At 44.7% G+C, this 15260-nt stretch carries 14 protein-coding genes; all 14 read right to left on the reverse strand.

The genetic code is table 11. The features are described 5' to 3' along the window. Positions 1-37 precede the first annotated feature (37 nt). Positions 38-4507, reverse strand: a complete 4470-nt coding sequence (locus tag ACSYSH_RS04085) for a bacterial Ig-like domain-containing protein (RefSeq protein WP_491702334.1) — start codon at positions 4505-4507, stop codon at positions 38-40. Between the two features lie 296 nt (positions 4508-4803). Next, entirely contained in the window at positions 4804-5601 is a 798-nt protein-coding gene (accA, locus tag ACSYSH_RS04090; RefSeq protein ID WP_491702333.1) for a carboxyltransferase subunit alpha, read from the reverse strand. Continuing rightward, positions 5601-6443: an acetyl-CoA carboxylase, carboxyltransferase subunit beta gene (gene accD, locus ACSYSH_RS04095; protein WP_489816078.1), complete on the reverse strand. Its 843-nt coding sequence runs from the start codon at positions 6441-6443 to the stop codon at positions 5601-5603. The genes accA and accD overlap by 1 nt, the downstream gene beginning before the upstream one ends. Positions 6444-6540: 97 nt before the next feature. Continuing rightward, positions 6541-7923 (reverse strand): acetyl-CoA carboxylase biotin carboxylase subunit, encoded by a 1383-nt coding sequence (locus tag ACSYSH_RS04100; RefSeq protein ID WP_489816079.1) that lies wholly within the window; start codon positions 7921-7923, stop codon positions 6541-6543. 1 nt (position 7924) lies between these two features. Beyond that, positions 7925-8356: a 3-hydroxyacyl-ACP dehydratase FabZ gene (gene fabZ, locus ACSYSH_RS04105; protein ID WP_252773443.1), complete on the reverse strand. Its 432-nt coding sequence runs from the start codon at positions 8354-8356 to the stop codon at positions 7925-7927. 80 nt (positions 8357-8436) lie between these two features. Further along, positions 8437-8913, reverse strand: coding sequence for an acetyl-CoA carboxylase biotin carboxyl carrier protein (accB, locus tag ACSYSH_RS04110; protein WP_489816080.1), 477 nt, complete (start codon positions 8911-8913; stop codon positions 8437-8439). 15 nt (positions 8914-8928) lie between these two features. Continuing rightward, complete coding sequence (gene fabF, locus ACSYSH_RS04115) at positions 8929-10179, reverse strand: beta-ketoacyl-ACP synthase II (RefSeq protein ID WP_489816081.1); 1251 nt, start codon at positions 10177-10179, stop codon at positions 8929-8931. Between the two features lie 45 nt (positions 10180-10224). Next, positions 10225-10953: a beta-ketoacyl-ACP reductase gene (locus ACSYSH_RS04120; protein ID WP_252773440.1), complete on the reverse strand. Its 729-nt coding sequence runs from the start codon at positions 10951-10953 to the stop codon at positions 10225-10227. A gap of 5 nt (positions 10954-10958) precedes the next feature. After that, positions 10959-11900, reverse strand: coding sequence for an ACP S-malonyltransferase (locus ACSYSH_RS04125; protein WP_489816082.1), 942 nt, complete (start codon positions 11898-11900; stop codon positions 10959-10961). A gap of 12 nt (positions 11901-11912) precedes the next feature. Beyond that, on the reverse strand, positions 11913-12878 hold the full coding sequence (locus ACSYSH_RS04130; protein WP_168778816.1) for a DUF561 domain-containing protein: 966 nt from the start codon (positions 12876-12878) through the stop codon (positions 11913-11915). Positions 12879-12935: 57 nt separating this feature from the next. Continuing rightward, a complete protein-coding gene (locus ACSYSH_RS04135; protein WP_047974605.1) occupies positions 12936-13178 on the reverse strand; it encodes an acyl carrier protein in 243 nt (80 codons plus the stop codon). Positions 13179-13271: 93 nt separating this feature from the next. Continuing rightward, positions 13272-14246 (reverse strand): beta-ketoacyl-ACP synthase III, encoded by a 975-nt coding sequence (locus ACSYSH_RS04140; protein WP_491702332.1) that lies wholly within the window; start codon positions 14244-14246, stop codon positions 13272-13274. Positions 14247-14268: 22 nt separating this feature from the next. Continuing rightward, a complete protein-coding gene (locus tag ACSYSH_RS04145) occupies positions 14269-14739 on the reverse strand; it encodes a MarR family winged helix-turn-helix transcriptional regulator (protein ID WP_168778818.1) in 471 nt (156 codons plus the stop codon). Then, entirely contained in the window at positions 14726-15169 is a 444-nt protein-coding gene (gene fabZ, locus ACSYSH_RS04150) for a 3-hydroxyacyl-ACP dehydratase FabZ (RefSeq protein WP_252773436.1), read from the reverse strand. Before fabZ (ACSYSH_RS04150) ends, ACSYSH_RS04145 begins: the two co-directional genes overlap by 14 nt. Positions 15170-15260: the final 91 nt, after the last annotated feature.

Consider the following 15260-nt stretch of genomic DNA (forward strand, 5'->3'; position numbering starts at 1 on the left):
TCCTCAGCTTCCATTATAACAAAAACTTCATTGCGTATCAGTCAATTCCGTTTTTCTTATTGCGCTTCATCAATAAAATCAGTCCAAAGGTAGCTGAAATCAAGCCAATTTCGAGTGCTTTTTGGCTTGTTGACTTGGCTTGATGATGACCAGTTTGTGGTAATACGCTAGTCGTTTGTGCTGTGGCATTTGCAGGACCGCCAACTGCGTAACCCTGGTTGGATGTTCCACCAATCAAGTTTCGTCTCAAATCTTGATTCACTAACTGACTGGCACTATTTGTCGTCATTCCAGTGCTTGAATCCTGGTTAGCATTTGAAGCAGGGGCAACATTAGCAGCCACTGTAATCGTGACTGTCTTGGTAAAGACATTTCCACTGCCATCCGTATAGGTATAAGTGACTGGATATGATCCCGGTGTCTGCGTATCAACATGGCCGCTAACCTTGACCTTACTCAAGTCCACTGGTTGACCATTTTCATCAGTGGCACCTGTGAAGTTATCTCCTGGCGTCCACTTGGTATTTGGTCCAGCAACCACTGTACTATTCTTGGCTGTTATCTCACCTTGGCTAGCAATGACCGTCACGTTCGCTGTACTCGAGACAATGTTACCGGCTGAATCTTGATAACTATAAGTTACCGAATAGGTGTTTGGTTTTCCAGTATTAACGCCACCATGAACGCCGATATAGTTGCCATAGCTAATCGATTGTCCATTTTCATCTTGAGCAGCGACGAAGTTATCCTCCGGACTCCACTTGGTCTTTGGTCCAGCAACCAATGTGCTGTCCTGTGACTGAATTTTAGCTTGGCTGGCAACAACTGTTACAGTTGCCGGTTGGGTAACAACATTTCCTTGCCCGTCCGTATAGGAATACGTAATCGTATAGGTACCGACCGTCGACGGTTGAACCTGACCAGCCACTGAAACCTGGCTAGCACTGATTGGCTGGCCGTTTTCATCCGTCGCCTTGGTCAAATTGTCCTGCGTTGACCAGTGGCTCTGTGGCCCAGCAATAATCGTTTCATCTTTGGTGACAATTGTTGCTTGACTAGGAACAACATCAACCTCCGTGGTCTTGGTATAAGTATTACCACGACCATCAGTATAAGAGTAGGTCAGTGGGTACGTCCCCACCTGATTAGGGTTTACCGTTCCAGTCACGGTTATCTGATTAATATTAATTGGATGACCATATTCATCGGTAGCGCTTTGCAAATTTTCTTGCTTGTACCACTGGGTTTGAGGACCCGCCACTAACTTAACCGTTTGAGTCGTTAAGCTTCCTTGACTAGCCACCACCGTAATTGTTGCTGCTTTTGAAACAGTATTTCCCTGACCATCGGTGTAAGAGTAGGTCACCGTGTATGTTCCCGGCACTTGAGTATTTACATTTCCAGAAACCGTTGCCTTGCTAGTATCAATACTATTGCCGTACTCATCATGTAAATCAGCAATATTATCCTTAGAAGACCATTGTGTGTTTGGACCGGCAATTAGCGTGCTATTTTCTGGAACAACATTAGCCTTGCTGCTAACTACTGTCACTGTTGCTGTTGCAGTTGCAGTATTTCCTGAGTGGTCAGTATAAGTATAAGTAACTGGGTACTTGCCAGCTTGATTCGTATCCACATTGCCAGAAACGGCTAGCTGACTCAAATCAATGGTATTACCACTTTCATCTGTTGCTGAAACAAAATTATCCTTGGAATGCCATTGCGTATTTGGTCCAGCAACCAAAGTACTATCCTTGGCGACTACACCATTTTTACTAGAAACAACCGTTACATTAATTGTTTTCGCATAGGAATTTCCCTGACTATCCGTGTAAGTATAAGTGATTGGATAAACTCCTGGCGTCTGAGTGTCGACATTGCCTGTCGTTTGAACTTGGGAAAAATCAATCTGCTGGCCATTGTCGCCCGTGGCTGTCAAGAAGTTATCTTTTGCCGACCATTGTACGTTCGGACCAGCAACAATCGTACTATCCTGCGCATTAACACTACCCTGACTGGCGACAACAGTCACAGTAGCTGGGGTACTGTGATAGTATCCTTGCTGGTCAACATAGCTATAGGTGACTTGGTAGTTACCTGGTTGTTGTGGATTAACACTGCCCGAAACCTGTACTTGGTTAATTGCTAGTGGATTACCATTAGCATCTGTCGCCGTTTGTAAATTATCACTTGGCTTCCAAGTTGTCTTTGGCCCTGCAATCAAGGTACTGTTTTGTCCCTGAAGCTGTGTTTGATTATCCTTAACGGTCACGTTCGCGACAACCTTGAAGGACTTTCCTTGGCCATCCGTATAACTATAAGTGACAGGATAGGTACCAGCTTTACTGGTATCTACATTACCAGAAACATTGATTTTACTGATATCAACTGGATGACCATATTCATCAGTGGCAGCCGTTAAATTGTCCGCCGGTTTCCAGCTATCATTAACAAAAATTGTGCTATCCTTTACAGCCAAAGCGCTTTGACTATTAATGACAGTGACATTTACTTGCTGTGTATGCTGGTTACCGCTTGCATCCGTATAGCTATAAGTAACAGGATATGTCCCTGGGGTGCTGGTATCAACATTACCGGAAACCTGAACCTGACTTAAATCAAGAACATTGCCATTTTCATCGGTAGCACTGACAACATTATCACTCGTATTCCACTTTGAGTTGACGACTAACGTACTATCTTTAGCTTGCAAGCTACTCTTACTTGGGACCACAGTGACGGTAACCGTCTTGGTAATCGTTTTGCCAGCAGTATCGGTATAAGTATAAGTAATTGGATAAGATCCCGGGGTTTGTGTGGGCACAGAACCACTGACTTGGACCTTACTTAAATCAACGCCCGAGCCATTTTGGTCCACGGCACTTAGAAAGTTTTGACTAGGAGACCATTGAGCGCTAGGACCGGCAACAATCGTACTGTCTTGGACATTCAACGTCGTTTGTCCACTATTCTTATCATAAACAACATTGTAAACCAGCTGACCCGAATCATTGTTAGCCATTAATGGCGCAAAATAAGTCGATTGATTGCTTTCAACCGTATAGCCAGCAATCGTTGGCGCCGTGACTGCAGCAAAGTTATTACTATTTAATCCGCTGGCCAGCTGCCAATCAGTGTAAGTCGGTTGGTTATTGACCAGAGTTCCCTGCCGCTGATAAATGGCCGACTGAACGGTTGACGCGGCAATCTTATTACCATTTTGGTCAACATAGTTAATGGTCCGCGAAACCGTGTTATTTTGGGCGGGCACAAAAGTGAACGAATCAACTGAAACGGTTTGCAAGTTGCTAAACGCCCCAGTTGATGCCCCAATTGATAAAGCTAATGAATCTTTAAAATCAGTGACAGGAATCGAAAAGGTATGACCCAAGTATTCCAAACCCATATGGCCATTCCCATCATAGGTTACCGTAAAGGGCACCGACTGATTGGCTACATTATATTTGCTTGGATCTAAGTCCAAAAAGCCACCATCGTAACGGAAATTACCATCCTGCCCCGCTTGGTCCACATCACTATGGAAGCCAGAAACATAAGAATCAATATTGTTATCCCTGTGATCACCGGTATCAATTGGCCAAGTATCAAACACATAACCAGACGACGATGGCAGACCTAATACGCTAATTCCACCAGCTATCGCACCAATTTCTCCAACAACTCCATGGTGGAAAGCAATACCGATACCATCGGCTCCCTGACCATCCTGTAATTTGCTACCGAGGTTAATCGTTCCATGCAATTCAAACGCATCATTAGCATTAATTCGCGTTTTCAAGGTAATATTACCCTTTTTCGAATCTTGATCTGGCGTCAATGTTGTCGTATTGGTGCTAGGATCATAGACAGCAACTCCACCTAGTTGGAACCACTGTAAAAAATTATCCTTAGTAACCGTAACCGATAAATTATTATCAATTACTGGTTGCGTAGACTGCTGAGACAAGGCGCTTCTTAACATGACGGAATTATCCGTCGCAGCATCAGTCGCTGTACGCAAATCGAGTGTTTGTTCCTGGTCTTGGGCCTGGCTACTCTGACTAGCGCTATTTGAAGCAGCGGTACTGCCTTCCTGTTGAGTTTGTGACTGAGTGGTACTTTCACTAGTAGCGCTACTAGTGCCCTGCCCCTGACCACTGCCCGTTGCCGAAGTGTCATTATTGTTTGTATTTTCTTGTGTACTGGCACTTTGTGAAACAGTATTTTGACTCGTTGTGCTCTGTGGATTCAATCCCTGAGCAACCGCACTTTGGCTGTCTGCACTAGCAGTACTCTCCACCTGTGAACTGGCAGTCTTACTCTGTTGAGCAGTTGAGTCACTTGTATTCTCTGTATCGACAGATTTCGTTGCTGTTTGCGAACTAGAAACATCATCGGCTTGAGCCTGCTGGTGAACACCTGCGATGGCAAACATGCTAGCACCTGCTAAAGCTGTTACCCATAATTTTTTAGCCTTATATAATTTGTATGTTTGTTTGTTGTTCATAGTCCATTCTCCTCTATGAAAAAATAATAACATTTCTATCTATTGATTTCAATTATATTTCTTTTTGATTACTTTAATAAAAATAATTTTATTCAATTTCCAGTGAAAAATAAACTTTGTTTCTGACCGCCATCACCTTTAATCAACAAATCTACCAGACATTAATAAAAAAAGCCCAATACTATAAAGTATCAGGCTGATAATTATAAAAACGTTGGACTCTGTCCTCAAATTGGACGTCGACTTCCTTGGCGAGATCATTTTTTCATGATCCACATCCACATTTTATTTTTGCTTTAAAAGGACCGAAAACGCTGCCGTCGTTGTTGAATCAGCTCATCATCAGACAGTGTCTGTAATTCTTGAATTTCACTCGACAGCTTTTCCTTCATGCCATTAAAAATTTTACTATGATTATGTCCTTCGGGAATAACCAGGTTAATCACGTTTTTCTTCAGCAAATCAGCGGCAGTTAAGCCCATAATGTTAGCAGCTTCGTTGGCTCGCTTGGCGTCCTTCCACAAAATTGAAGCAAAGCCTTCAGGTGACAAAATTGAGTATGTTGCATTTTCAAACATCCACACCTGATCAGCTGTGGCCAATGCCAAGGCACCACCTGAACCACCTTCACCATAAATAATGGAAATGATCGGAACTGGCAACTTCATTGACTTCAGAATTGACTGAGCAATGGCTTCGCCTTGGCCCAAGGCTTCAGCATCCTTACCGGGAAAGGCACCAGGTGTATTCACAAAGGTCACAATTGGCCGGTGAAACTTTGCTGCTTGTTCCATCAAGCGTTGGGCTTTTCGGTAACCCCAGGGCTGTGGTGATCCATTGCGTTTAGACAACTTATCATTAATGTCCGTACCCTTATCGATCGCAATCACAGTGACAGGTTGACCGTTTAATCGTGCCAAACCACCGATAACTGATTTGTCATCGCCATAAAAACGGTCGCCATGTAATTCAATGAAATCATCAAAGATACCGTTAATCAATTCGCGCGCCATAAAGCGGTCCTCGCGAGACTTTTTCACCACTTCAGCTGGGTCGATTTCTTTTTTAAACAATGTCTTAATAAATTCGAACATTATTCAGCCTCCTGTTGGTGTAATGACACAATATTAGCAATCATGTCAGCCATCTCTTGGCGAGGAACAATCTTATCAACAAAACCGTTCTCCAAAAGGGTTTCCACTCGCTGGAAATCCTTTGGTAACTTTTCATGAATCGTTGATTCGATAACGCGAGCGCCAGCGAAACCAACCAATGCGTGTGGTTCAGCCAACGTAACGTCACCCTGCATTGCAAAGGAAGCAGTCACCCCACCGGTTGTTGGGTCTGTCAGCACAACTAAATACAACAAGCCCGCTTCTTGGTGTGCGGCAACTGCAGCTGATACCTTGGCCATCTGCATCAAGGAATTGATTCCTTCTTGCATTCGCGCTCCACCAGAGGCGGTAAACATCACAACTGGCAAACGATTCTCTGTGGCGTATTCGAAGAGGCGCGTAATCTTTTCACCAGTCATTGAGCCCAGTGACGCCATCATAAAGTAAGCATCCATGATACCCAAGGCAACCTTTTCGCCTTCAATAGTGGCTGTACCAGTCAAAACAGACTCGTTCATCTCAGTCTGCTTCTTAGCCCGCGCTAATTTTTCCTCATAGCCAGGAAAATCAGAATGATCAATCGTCAAATCAGCGTTGATTTCGACAAAGTCTTCCGTCAATAAAGCAACCCGTTCGTGTGCCTGCAAACGGAAGCCATAGTCGCACTTTGGACAAACACGGTATGGTCCCAACTCCTTGTTATAAATCTGTTCGCCACAGTATGGGCAAGCCAGAAAGAGACCATCAGGAATCCGATCCTTAATGGCATCCGTCACCTTAATCTTATTTTGTTCAGGTTTTTTTGAATTAAATAAATCCATAATCTTTTGGGCTCTGCCCTCTCCCCTCATCACTGTTTGGGTCTAAAGTTTCTTAAGCAAGTGAAAGCCGCTCAAAGGCGGCTTTCATCAAGAAATTTTATTTACCAGCCTGTTCAGCCTGTTTTTCTTCCCACTTTGGCATAAATGTATCTTCAAGGTACTTCGTTCCAAAGTTATCTGTCAAAACGTTTTCATCCAACAACAATGCCTTTTGGAAAGACTGTGATGTTGAAACGCCCACTAAGGAAGTTTCATCAACCATTCGTTCTAATTTAGCTAATGCTTCCCCTCGAGTTTCATCATGAGCAATCAGTTTTGCAATCATCGAATCATAGAAAGGCTGGATTGTATCACCATTATAAAGGGCTGAATCGATTCGAACCCCTGGTCCACCGGTTGGTAAGAAGACAAAGTCAACCTTCCCAGCACTAGGGGCAAAATTAGCTTCTGGCTTTTCAGCCGTCAAACGCATTTCAACGGCATGGCCGCTAATTTGAATGTCAGCTTGCTTTAACTTCAATTCGTCACCAGCAGCAACTTCGACCTGCAAGCGAACCAGATCCAAGCCCGTCACCATTTCAGTTACTGGATGCTCAACCTGAATGCGAGTATTCATTTCCATGAAGTAGAACTTACCTTCTTGGTCTTGCAAGAATTCAATCGTTCCAGTATTTTCATAGTCAATCGCGTTCACGGCCTTTGTAACAATATCCATCAACTCTTCACGCATTGTTGGTGTTACAGAAGCGGCTGGTGATTCTTCCATCACCTTTTGGTTACGACGTTGCAAAGAACAGTTTCGTTCTGGCAAGCAAATCACGTTGCCAAATTGGTCGCGAATCACTTGCATTTCGATATGGCGGACATCCGTCATCACCTTTTCGATGTACATATGGTCATCGCCATAGGACAACTGAGCTTCACTTTGGGCATTAACAAAGTTTTCTGCCAGTTCACCTTCTGAGTAAACAAAGCGCATTCCTTTACCACCACCACCAGCAGCAGCCTTCAGCAACAATGGGAATCCCGTCTTTTTCGAAACCGCAATGGCTTCATCGACATTATGGATATAGCCATCTGATCCAGGAATTACCGGAACACCTGCCTTGGTCATTTCTGCGCGGGCATGTTCTTTATTTCCCATCAAATCGATTGTTTCAGGGCGAGGACCAATCCACTTAATGTTGACATCACCGACCATTTCGGCAAATAGGGCGTTTTCTGATAAAAACCCATAACCTGGGTGGATTGCTTCAGCACCCGTTAACAAGGCGGCCGTCACAACATTTTTCATGTTTAGGTAAGAATCAGCAGGCTTTGGGCCACCAACACAGATGGCCTCGTCTGCTACTTGAACGTGCAAAGAACCCTTATCAGCCGTTGAATAAATCGCAACCGTTTGGATGCCCATTTCCTTCAACGTCCGGATAATCCGCACGGCGATTTCGCCACGATTGGCTACCAATACTTTTTTAAACATCTTATTCTCCAACAATAAAGGTCAATTCAGCAGTTGTTGCCTTCTTACCGTTCACCCAGGCAATTCCTTTTCCTGAACCAACCGGGCCACGCAAACGATCCAAAATGACTTCTAAGCGCAATTGGTCACCAGGACGAACCATTTGACGGTAACGAGCCTTCTTAATCCCACCAAAATAAGCTGTCTTACCCTTGAACTCAGGCATTGAAAGCAAGGCAACAGCACCAGCTTGGGCCAATGCTTCAACTGTCAAAGCCCCTGGGAAAGTTGGGTTACCAGGGAAGTGTCCTTGGAAAATTTCTTCGTTAATTGAAATATTCTTGATGGCCACGCAACGCTCACCAGGTACTAATTCCTCAACCGTATCCAACATCAACATTGGGTAACGATGTGGAAGAATTTCTTGAATTTCCTTTGTGTTCAATTGAGTCATAGCTCTTCTCCTTTTAGCTGTCTATGTATATCCAAGCAACGCTTGGACAAGACGATCGGCCGAAATTGCCGTCTAATCTCTTAATCAGTTGTGACACGATAAAGTGGCTTATCAAAGTCAACCACTTCTTCGTTATCAACCAAAACTTCAGCAATAGTACCAGAAACATCTGACTTGATTTCAGTCATCAACTTCATGGCTTCAATAATGGCAACTGTTTCGCCCTTTTCGACGTGGTCGCCAACACTCTTAAAGTTTGGTTCACCTGGCTTTGGTTGGAGATAAACCGTTCCGACCATTGGTGCCTTGATTTCTTTTCCAGCAGCTGCGGGTGCAGCTACTTCAGGTGCAGTAACTGGAGCTGTTGGTGTCTGGTTCACATCAGACTGTGCTGCTGGTGCACTCGGTGCTACTGGAGCTGGAACGTTGCCGCCTTGAACCTGCTCGTTCTTAGACAAGTGCAATGAAAATTCACCATCTTGGATATAAACATCGCGCAGAGTAGACTTTTCCAAGTCCGCCATCAATTCACGAATTTCTTTGACATTTAAATTCATTATTGAACTTCCCTCTTACCACTTCTTAAAGACAACAGCTGCGTTATGGCCACCAAAACCGTAGTTAGCAGACAAAACATATTCAGGAGCCGTATTCTTGTTCGATTCGTTCACCAAGTTAACCAACTTTGTGTGCTCATCTGGCTCATCAAATCCAACGTTAACTGGCAATTGACCGCGGTCGATGGCACCAACAGAGGCAACAGCTTCAATAGCACCAGCGGCACCCAAAAGGTGACCGGTCATTCCCTTGGTTGATGAAACCAAGACAGAATTTGGACCAAAAACAGAAGCAACAGCCTCGGCTTCACCTGAGTCGTTCGCACCGGTAGCAGTACCGTGGGCATTCAAATAAGTGATGTCTTCTGGCTTGATATCGGCGTCCTTCAAGGCTGCCTTCATTGCCCGAGCGGCTCCTTCACCATCAGGGGCAGGAGAAGTCATGTGATAAGCATCTGATGATGCACCGTAACCAACCACTTCGGCCAAAATGTTAGCCCCACGAGCCTCAGCATGTTCCAATGATTCCATTACAAGAATTCCTGAACCTTCACCCAAGACAAAACCATGACGGTTCTTGTCAAATGGCTTTGAAGCTTGTGTTGGATCTTCTTCCTTTGACAAAGCAGTCAAGGCAGCGAAACCAGCAATTCCAATTTCGTTAACAGTTGCTTCTGAGCCACCAGTCAACATCACGTCTTCACGACCAGATTGGATGCGCCAGAAGGCTTCACCAATCGCGTTCGTAGCTGAAGCACAAGCAGTTACGACTGTGAAGTTCACACCACGAGCACCAAAGCGCAATGAAACGTTTCCCGAAACCATGTTGGGAATTGATTCAGGGACAAACAATGGTGAAACACGTTGTGGTCCCTTTTCGTGCATCTTAATCACTTGTTCTTGGATAGTCGTCAAACCACCAATTCCGTTTCCCAAGATAACCCCAAAACGTTCGGAATTAGCAACCTTTGACTTTGCTTCTGAACCTTCATCAGGTAACAAGCCAGCTTGGTCCAATGCCTGGTAGGAAGCATCAATCGCATATTGTGAGAACAAATCCAACTTACGTGCATCACGTTTTCCTACGCGCAAAGCTGGATCAAAGCCGTCAACTTGTCCAGCAACTGAAATGCCAGTTTCAGTTGCATCAAACTTCGTGATTGGTTTAATTCCTAATTTTTCATCAAATAGGCCATCCAAGAAGGTCTTTGTATCATTTCCTAATGGGGTAACGGCCCCAATTCCAGTAATTACGACTCGTGTCATTGCCGCTTCCTTTCTAATCTAAGTAACTAAAATGAACGATGATTATTAAATATACAGGCCACCGTCAACGGTAATTGTTTGTCCTGTCATGTAGTCGTTGCCGGCTAAGAATAGCGCAACATCAGCCACATCATCAATTGAACCAAACCGCGACAAAGGAATCTCATTCAAGATGGCTTCACGTGCCTTGTCTGACAAGGCATCCGTCATATCTGAAACGATCATCCCAGGGGCAATGGCGTTTACGCGGATATTGCGCTTCGCCCCTTCCTTAGCCAGAGACTTTGTCAAGCCAATAATTCCAGCCTTTGAGGCGGCATAATTGGCCTGACCAACATTCCCCATCTGACCAACAACAGAAGCCATGTTCAAAATCACACCATGCTTTTGTCGAATCATCTTCTTGAAAACTGGCTGCGTGACGTTGAACGTTCCATTCAAGTTTGTATTCACAACTTGGGCAAAATCAGCTGGGCTCATGCCCATTACTAACTGATCCTTGGTAATCCCGGCGTTGTTTACCAAGATATCAATGCCTTCAAAACCTTCCTGCTTGTACAAGTCTTTGAAAGTTTCTTCAACTGTTTTGGCATCAGCAACGTCGAATTGCAAAGTCATCGGTTTTTGCTTGAAAGAGTTAATCACCTCTTCTTTAATAGCAGAACGGCCATGCAAGATAACACGAGCACCCGCATTGTCAAAGGCGTGGGCAACGGCTAAGCCGATTCCTCGTGATGACCCAGTTACCAACACGGTTTGATTAGTAAAGTCCATGGATTTTATCCTTTCTCTGCGTTAATAGCATCAACGACTTTTTGGTAGGAAGCAAAGTCCGTCACCGTATATTTGGTAACGTCCTTTGGCGCGATTTTCTTTGCAAATTTTACGAGAGTAGCAGCAGGACCAATTTCAACCAAGGTATCAACCCCAGCGTCTACCATTTCCTGCAAGCACTGTGCAAAGTAGGTTGGTGAAATAATCTGCTTGGTCAAGGTATCCTTGACTGTCTCAGGCGTAAAGGCTTGCTTCGTCGTGTTGGAATACACAGGATAAGTCCCGGCACCAAATTTTTCTTCTGAAAAGCGCGTCGCCATCTTTTCAGAAGCTTCGTTCAGCAATGGCGTGTGGAAAGCACCAACAACTGGTAATTCGACTTGCTTTTTCACACCGGCTTCTGTCAATGCCTCAACGGCCTGGTCAACATCGGCTTTAACACCGCCGATAACCAATTGTGAAAAGGTATTAAAATTAGCTGGGTAAACTTTTAGGCCTTTTTTTTGCAAGCCTTCAACAACTGCAACAATCATGTCTTGGTTATCATCCAAAACCGCAACCATCTTGCCAGGGTTCTTGTCGCCGACCTCTTGCATGTATTGACCACGGTCTCTAACCAGGGCAATTGCTTGCTCAAAGGTCAAAATGCCATTGGCCACCAAGGCAGGATATTCACCTAACGAAAGACCCAAACCAGCAACTACATCCGTCAATCCGGCATCCTTTAAAGAAGCGGCTAAAGCCGCATCCATGGCAACGATAGCTGGTTGGGCGTACTGCGTTTGCCGAATCTTTTCCTCATCTTGGTCTAACTCATTTAAGTCATACCCCAAGATGGCAGAAGCCTTATCGATATAAGCCTTGTAACCAGGCAAGTTTTCATAGAGGTCTGTCCCCATGCCCGCTTGCTGTGATCCCTGACCGTTGAATAGCAGTCCTACTTTCATTTGCAACCTCGCTTATTTTGCCTTGTTTTCAATGCCCATGATGTCCGTTGCTTGTGCCCAAATTTCAGCCAAAATTTCAGCAACAGGCTTTTCATCATTAACCATTCCTGAAATTTGACCGGCCATGAAGGCACCACCGTTCTTATCACCATCGACAACCGCGGCACGCAAGGTTCCTGATTCTAGCTTTTCAACCGTTTCATAATCAGGTTCTGGCTTCCCAATTTCTTCCACTTCACGCTTCACGTATTCCTTGGCCATCTTGTTCTTCAAGACACGGACTCGTGAACCAACAATGTTACCAGTGATAATTGTGTCAATATCACGGGCCTTCAAGACCTTCGCCTTATAGTTTGGATGAACTTCAGATTCAGTAGCTGTCAAGAAACGAGTTCCCATTTGAACGCCTGAAGCCCCCAAGGCAAAGGCAGCGGCAACACCGCGGCCATCACCAATTCCACCAGCGGCGATAACGGGGATATCAACAGCATCAACAACTTGTGGCACCAAAGCCATCGTTGTCATTTGGCCGATGTGACCACCCGATTCCATTCCTTCAGCAACCACGGCATCAACACCCTTACGTTGCATCATCTTGGCCATTGAAACGGATGGTACAACAGGGATAACCGTTACGCCCGCGGCATGCAGTTCTTCTAAAAATGGCGATGGATCACCGGCACCGGTTGCAACAACCTTAACACCTTCTTCCAAAATCACATCAAAGACCTCACGAATGTGACGAGACATCAACATCACGTTGACTCCAAAAGGCTTGTCCGTCAATTCCTTGGCGCGACGAACTTCACGGCGAACCTCATCACCATGCCAGTAACCAGTTCCGATGAAACCAAGCCCACCAGCTTCAGATACAGCGGCAGCTAAAGCACCTGTTCCAGCCCAAGTCATCCCACCTTCAACGATCGGGTACTTCATCCCTAATTTATCAAAAATGGGGTTGTCAATTTTAAATGTCATAATCTCTGCCTCTTTATTTTATCTATTGTATGTATGCGGTTAAAAACCGCTTGATGCTTACTTCTTGTCAAGTTGGTCCTTGATCTTGTTAACCAAGTCTTGAACAGTCTTAACTTCTTCAGTTTCTTCCAACTTGATGTCAAAGTCGTCTTCGACACGGTTCAAAACTTCGAACAAGTCCAATGAATCAGCATCGATGTCATCAGTCATGTTAGTCGTCAATGAAACTTCTGAATCTTCCAAATCGAATTGGTCGATCAAAATTTCCTTAACCTTGTCAAAAATCTCTTCGTTAGTCATGAGCACGCTCTCCTATATAGATGTTCGTATTGCAATACGTTGGATTTTTACGGTGCAGCCTACTACACCGCAACCCTGATTTTTATTTGTTAATTAAAGTTGCCAAATTTGGACGCCAATCGCCAGACCACCGCCAAAGCCGACAAAAGCAACCTTCATCCCTGGCTTTAGCTGGCCACTGCGACGCAATTCATCGAGCAAGATAGCCGTTGAACCGGCGGATGTGTTGCCATATTCTTCCATGTTCGTTGGGAACTTGTCCATTGGTTGGCCAAAATTCTTCGCCATGGATTCGACAATCCGCTTGTTTGCTTGATGGGCCAAGTAAAAGTCGACATCATCGGCTTCAATTCCGGCCTTCTCCAAAGCTTTTTGCATCACCTTGGGTACTTCCCGTGTGGCAAATCCATAAACACTTCGACCATCCTGGTGGAAGTAAGGATCAAGCGGTGAAATTTCACCAGCAAAGGCATTCTTGTTGGCAAAGCGACCAGTCAAGATGGCCTGGCCACGGTCACCAAATGATTGCAATTCTTCTGCAATCAAACCAACAGGTTCGTCGGTTTTCTCAAGCAAAACGCCACCAGCACCATCGCCAAATAAGACAGAAACCGTCCGGTCCTTCCAGTCAACCAGCTTTGACAGCACTTCCGCTCCAATAAACATCCCCTTCTGGTAGCGACCAGAAGACAGAAAAGAAGAGGCAACAGACATTCCGTAAACAAAGCCTGAACATGCCGCATTTAAATCAAAAGCAAAAGCATTTGGAGCTTCAATATTTCCTTGAACAATCGCAGCAGTATGAGGAGAAAGGGCATCGGGTGACATTGTCCCCACGATAATGAAGTCCAAATCAGCAGCATCCCAGCCTGATTGTTTTAATAACTTTTTGGCAACACTAGTTGCCAAGTCTGATGTATTTTCAGTTGTCACAACATGGCGTTGGTGAATACCAGTTCGTGGGTAAATCCATTCATCACTGGTATCCATCAATTCCGTTAATTCATCATTTGTCACCACTCGTTCTGGCACTTGCATCGCCGTGGTAACAATCTTAATGTTTTCCATATTTTTTCACAATCCCGTTCGCCTAACTATCAATTAAGGCCTTCAAATAAGCTTGTAAGTTATGTACCGCGCGTTCCATCGCCAGGGCCTCTTCATTAGACATATCATCCAACAAAGCCTTAGTGACTTTAAAATGAAACGCTTGGTGCGCCCGGTATAAGATACGCCCTTGATGGGTCAAACCTAATTTTACCACTCGCTTATCTTCCTTTGATCGACGACGTTCAACATATCCTTTATCAACTAAACGATCGATGGCCGTAGTCATCGCACTTGGACTAAGGTGAACAGCCTTGGCCACCTGCGAGGCAGTTTTTTCCTCATACATGGAGATAGCATAAATCGTGTGCACTTCTTTGACCGTCAAGGCCGAAAAAGGGCTTTGCTTGAGTTCGTACTCTTCGACCCAAACAACGTTGGCAAACATCTCCATCAAATCATGATTGATTTGCTTGACGTTGACCTGCTGGTTAGCCAGCTCAGTTTTGCTCATCAGGTGCCACCACGAACATTAATTCCGCGCTGGTTGCGACCTTATCATTAACCTTAGCCGTGACCGTAACGGTCCCCATGTTCTCTCGAACCTTGCCAAATGTAGCATGTAGCTTCAAAACATCACCAGGAACAACCATCTTCTTGAACTTGGCATCATTGATACCCGTCATATAGGCTGTCTTGCCCTTAAATTGGGGTGATGACAAAATCAAAATTGACGCTGCTTGCGCCAATGATTCAATAATTAGCACGCCGGGCATTACTGGGTTACCGGGAAAATGGCCTTGGAAGAATTGCTCGTTAATCGTCACGTTTTTCACAGCAACGATTGATTCATCAGGAACCATTTCTTCAACGTAGTCCATATAGATGATTGGGTAACGGTTTGGAATGAGGTCCATAATTTCAGTCGTAGTCAGTACTGGCATCAGGTTTCCTTTCTTAATGGCCGAGAATGGCCCTAGTTAACTTCAATTCACAATAAAAACAGTCTAACAGTTAATACTTCGATAGTCAAAC

The sequence above is a fragment of the Fructobacillus sp. ESL1117 genome (assembly GCF_058508565.1).

Coding starts and splice junctions, on each gene's coding strand:
- ACSYSH_RS04120 (WP_252773440.1), bottom strand. CDS start 10,953: ATGGACTTTACTAATCAAACCGTGTTGGTAACTGGGTCATCACGAGGA.
- ACSYSH_RS04130 (WP_168778816.1), bottom strand. CDS start 12,878: ATGACATTTAAAATTGACAACCCCATTTTTGATAAATTAGGGATGAAG.
- ACSYSH_RS04100 (WP_489816079.1), bottom strand. CDS start 7,923: ATGTTTAAAAAAGTATTGGTAGCCAATCGTGGCGAAATCGCCGTGCGG.
- ACSYSH_RS04135 (WP_047974605.1), bottom strand. CDS start 13,178: ATGACTAACGAAGAGATTTTTGACAAGGTTAAGGAAATTTTGATCGAC.
- accD (WP_489816078.1), bottom strand. CDS start 6,443: ATGGATTTATTTAATTCAAAAAAACCTGAACAAAATAAGATTAAGGTG.
- accB (WP_489816080.1), bottom strand. CDS start 8,913: ATGAATTTAAATGTCAAAGAAATTCGTGAATTGATGGCGGACTTGGAA.
- accA (WP_491702333.1), bottom strand. CDS start 5,601: ATGTTCGAATTTATTAAGACATTGTTTAAAAAAGAAATCGACCCAGCT.
- ACSYSH_RS04125 (WP_489816082.1), bottom strand. CDS start 11,900: ATGAAAGTAGGACTGCTATTCAACGGTCAGGGATCACAGCAAGCGGGC.
- ACSYSH_RS04140 (WP_491702332.1), bottom strand. CDS start 14,246: ATGGAAAACATTAAGATTGTTACCACGGCGATGCAAGTGCCAGAACGA.
- fabZ (WP_252773443.1), bottom strand. CDS start 8,356: ATGACTCAATTGAACACAAAGGAAATTCAAGAAATTCTTCCACATCGT.
- ACSYSH_RS04085 (WP_491702334.1), bottom strand. CDS start 4,507: ATGAACAACAAACAAACATACAAATTATATAAGGCTAAAAAATTATGG.
- fabF (WP_489816081.1), bottom strand. CDS start 10,179: ATGACACGAGTCGTAATTACTGGAATTGGGGCCGTTACCCCATTAGGA.
- fabZ (WP_252773436.1), bottom strand. CDS start 15,169: ATGCCAGTACTGACTACGACTGAAATTATGGACCTCATTCCAAACCGT.
- ACSYSH_RS04145 (WP_168778818.1), bottom strand. CDS start 14,739: ATGAGCAAAACTGAGCTGGCTAACCAGCAGGTCAACGTCAAGCAAATC.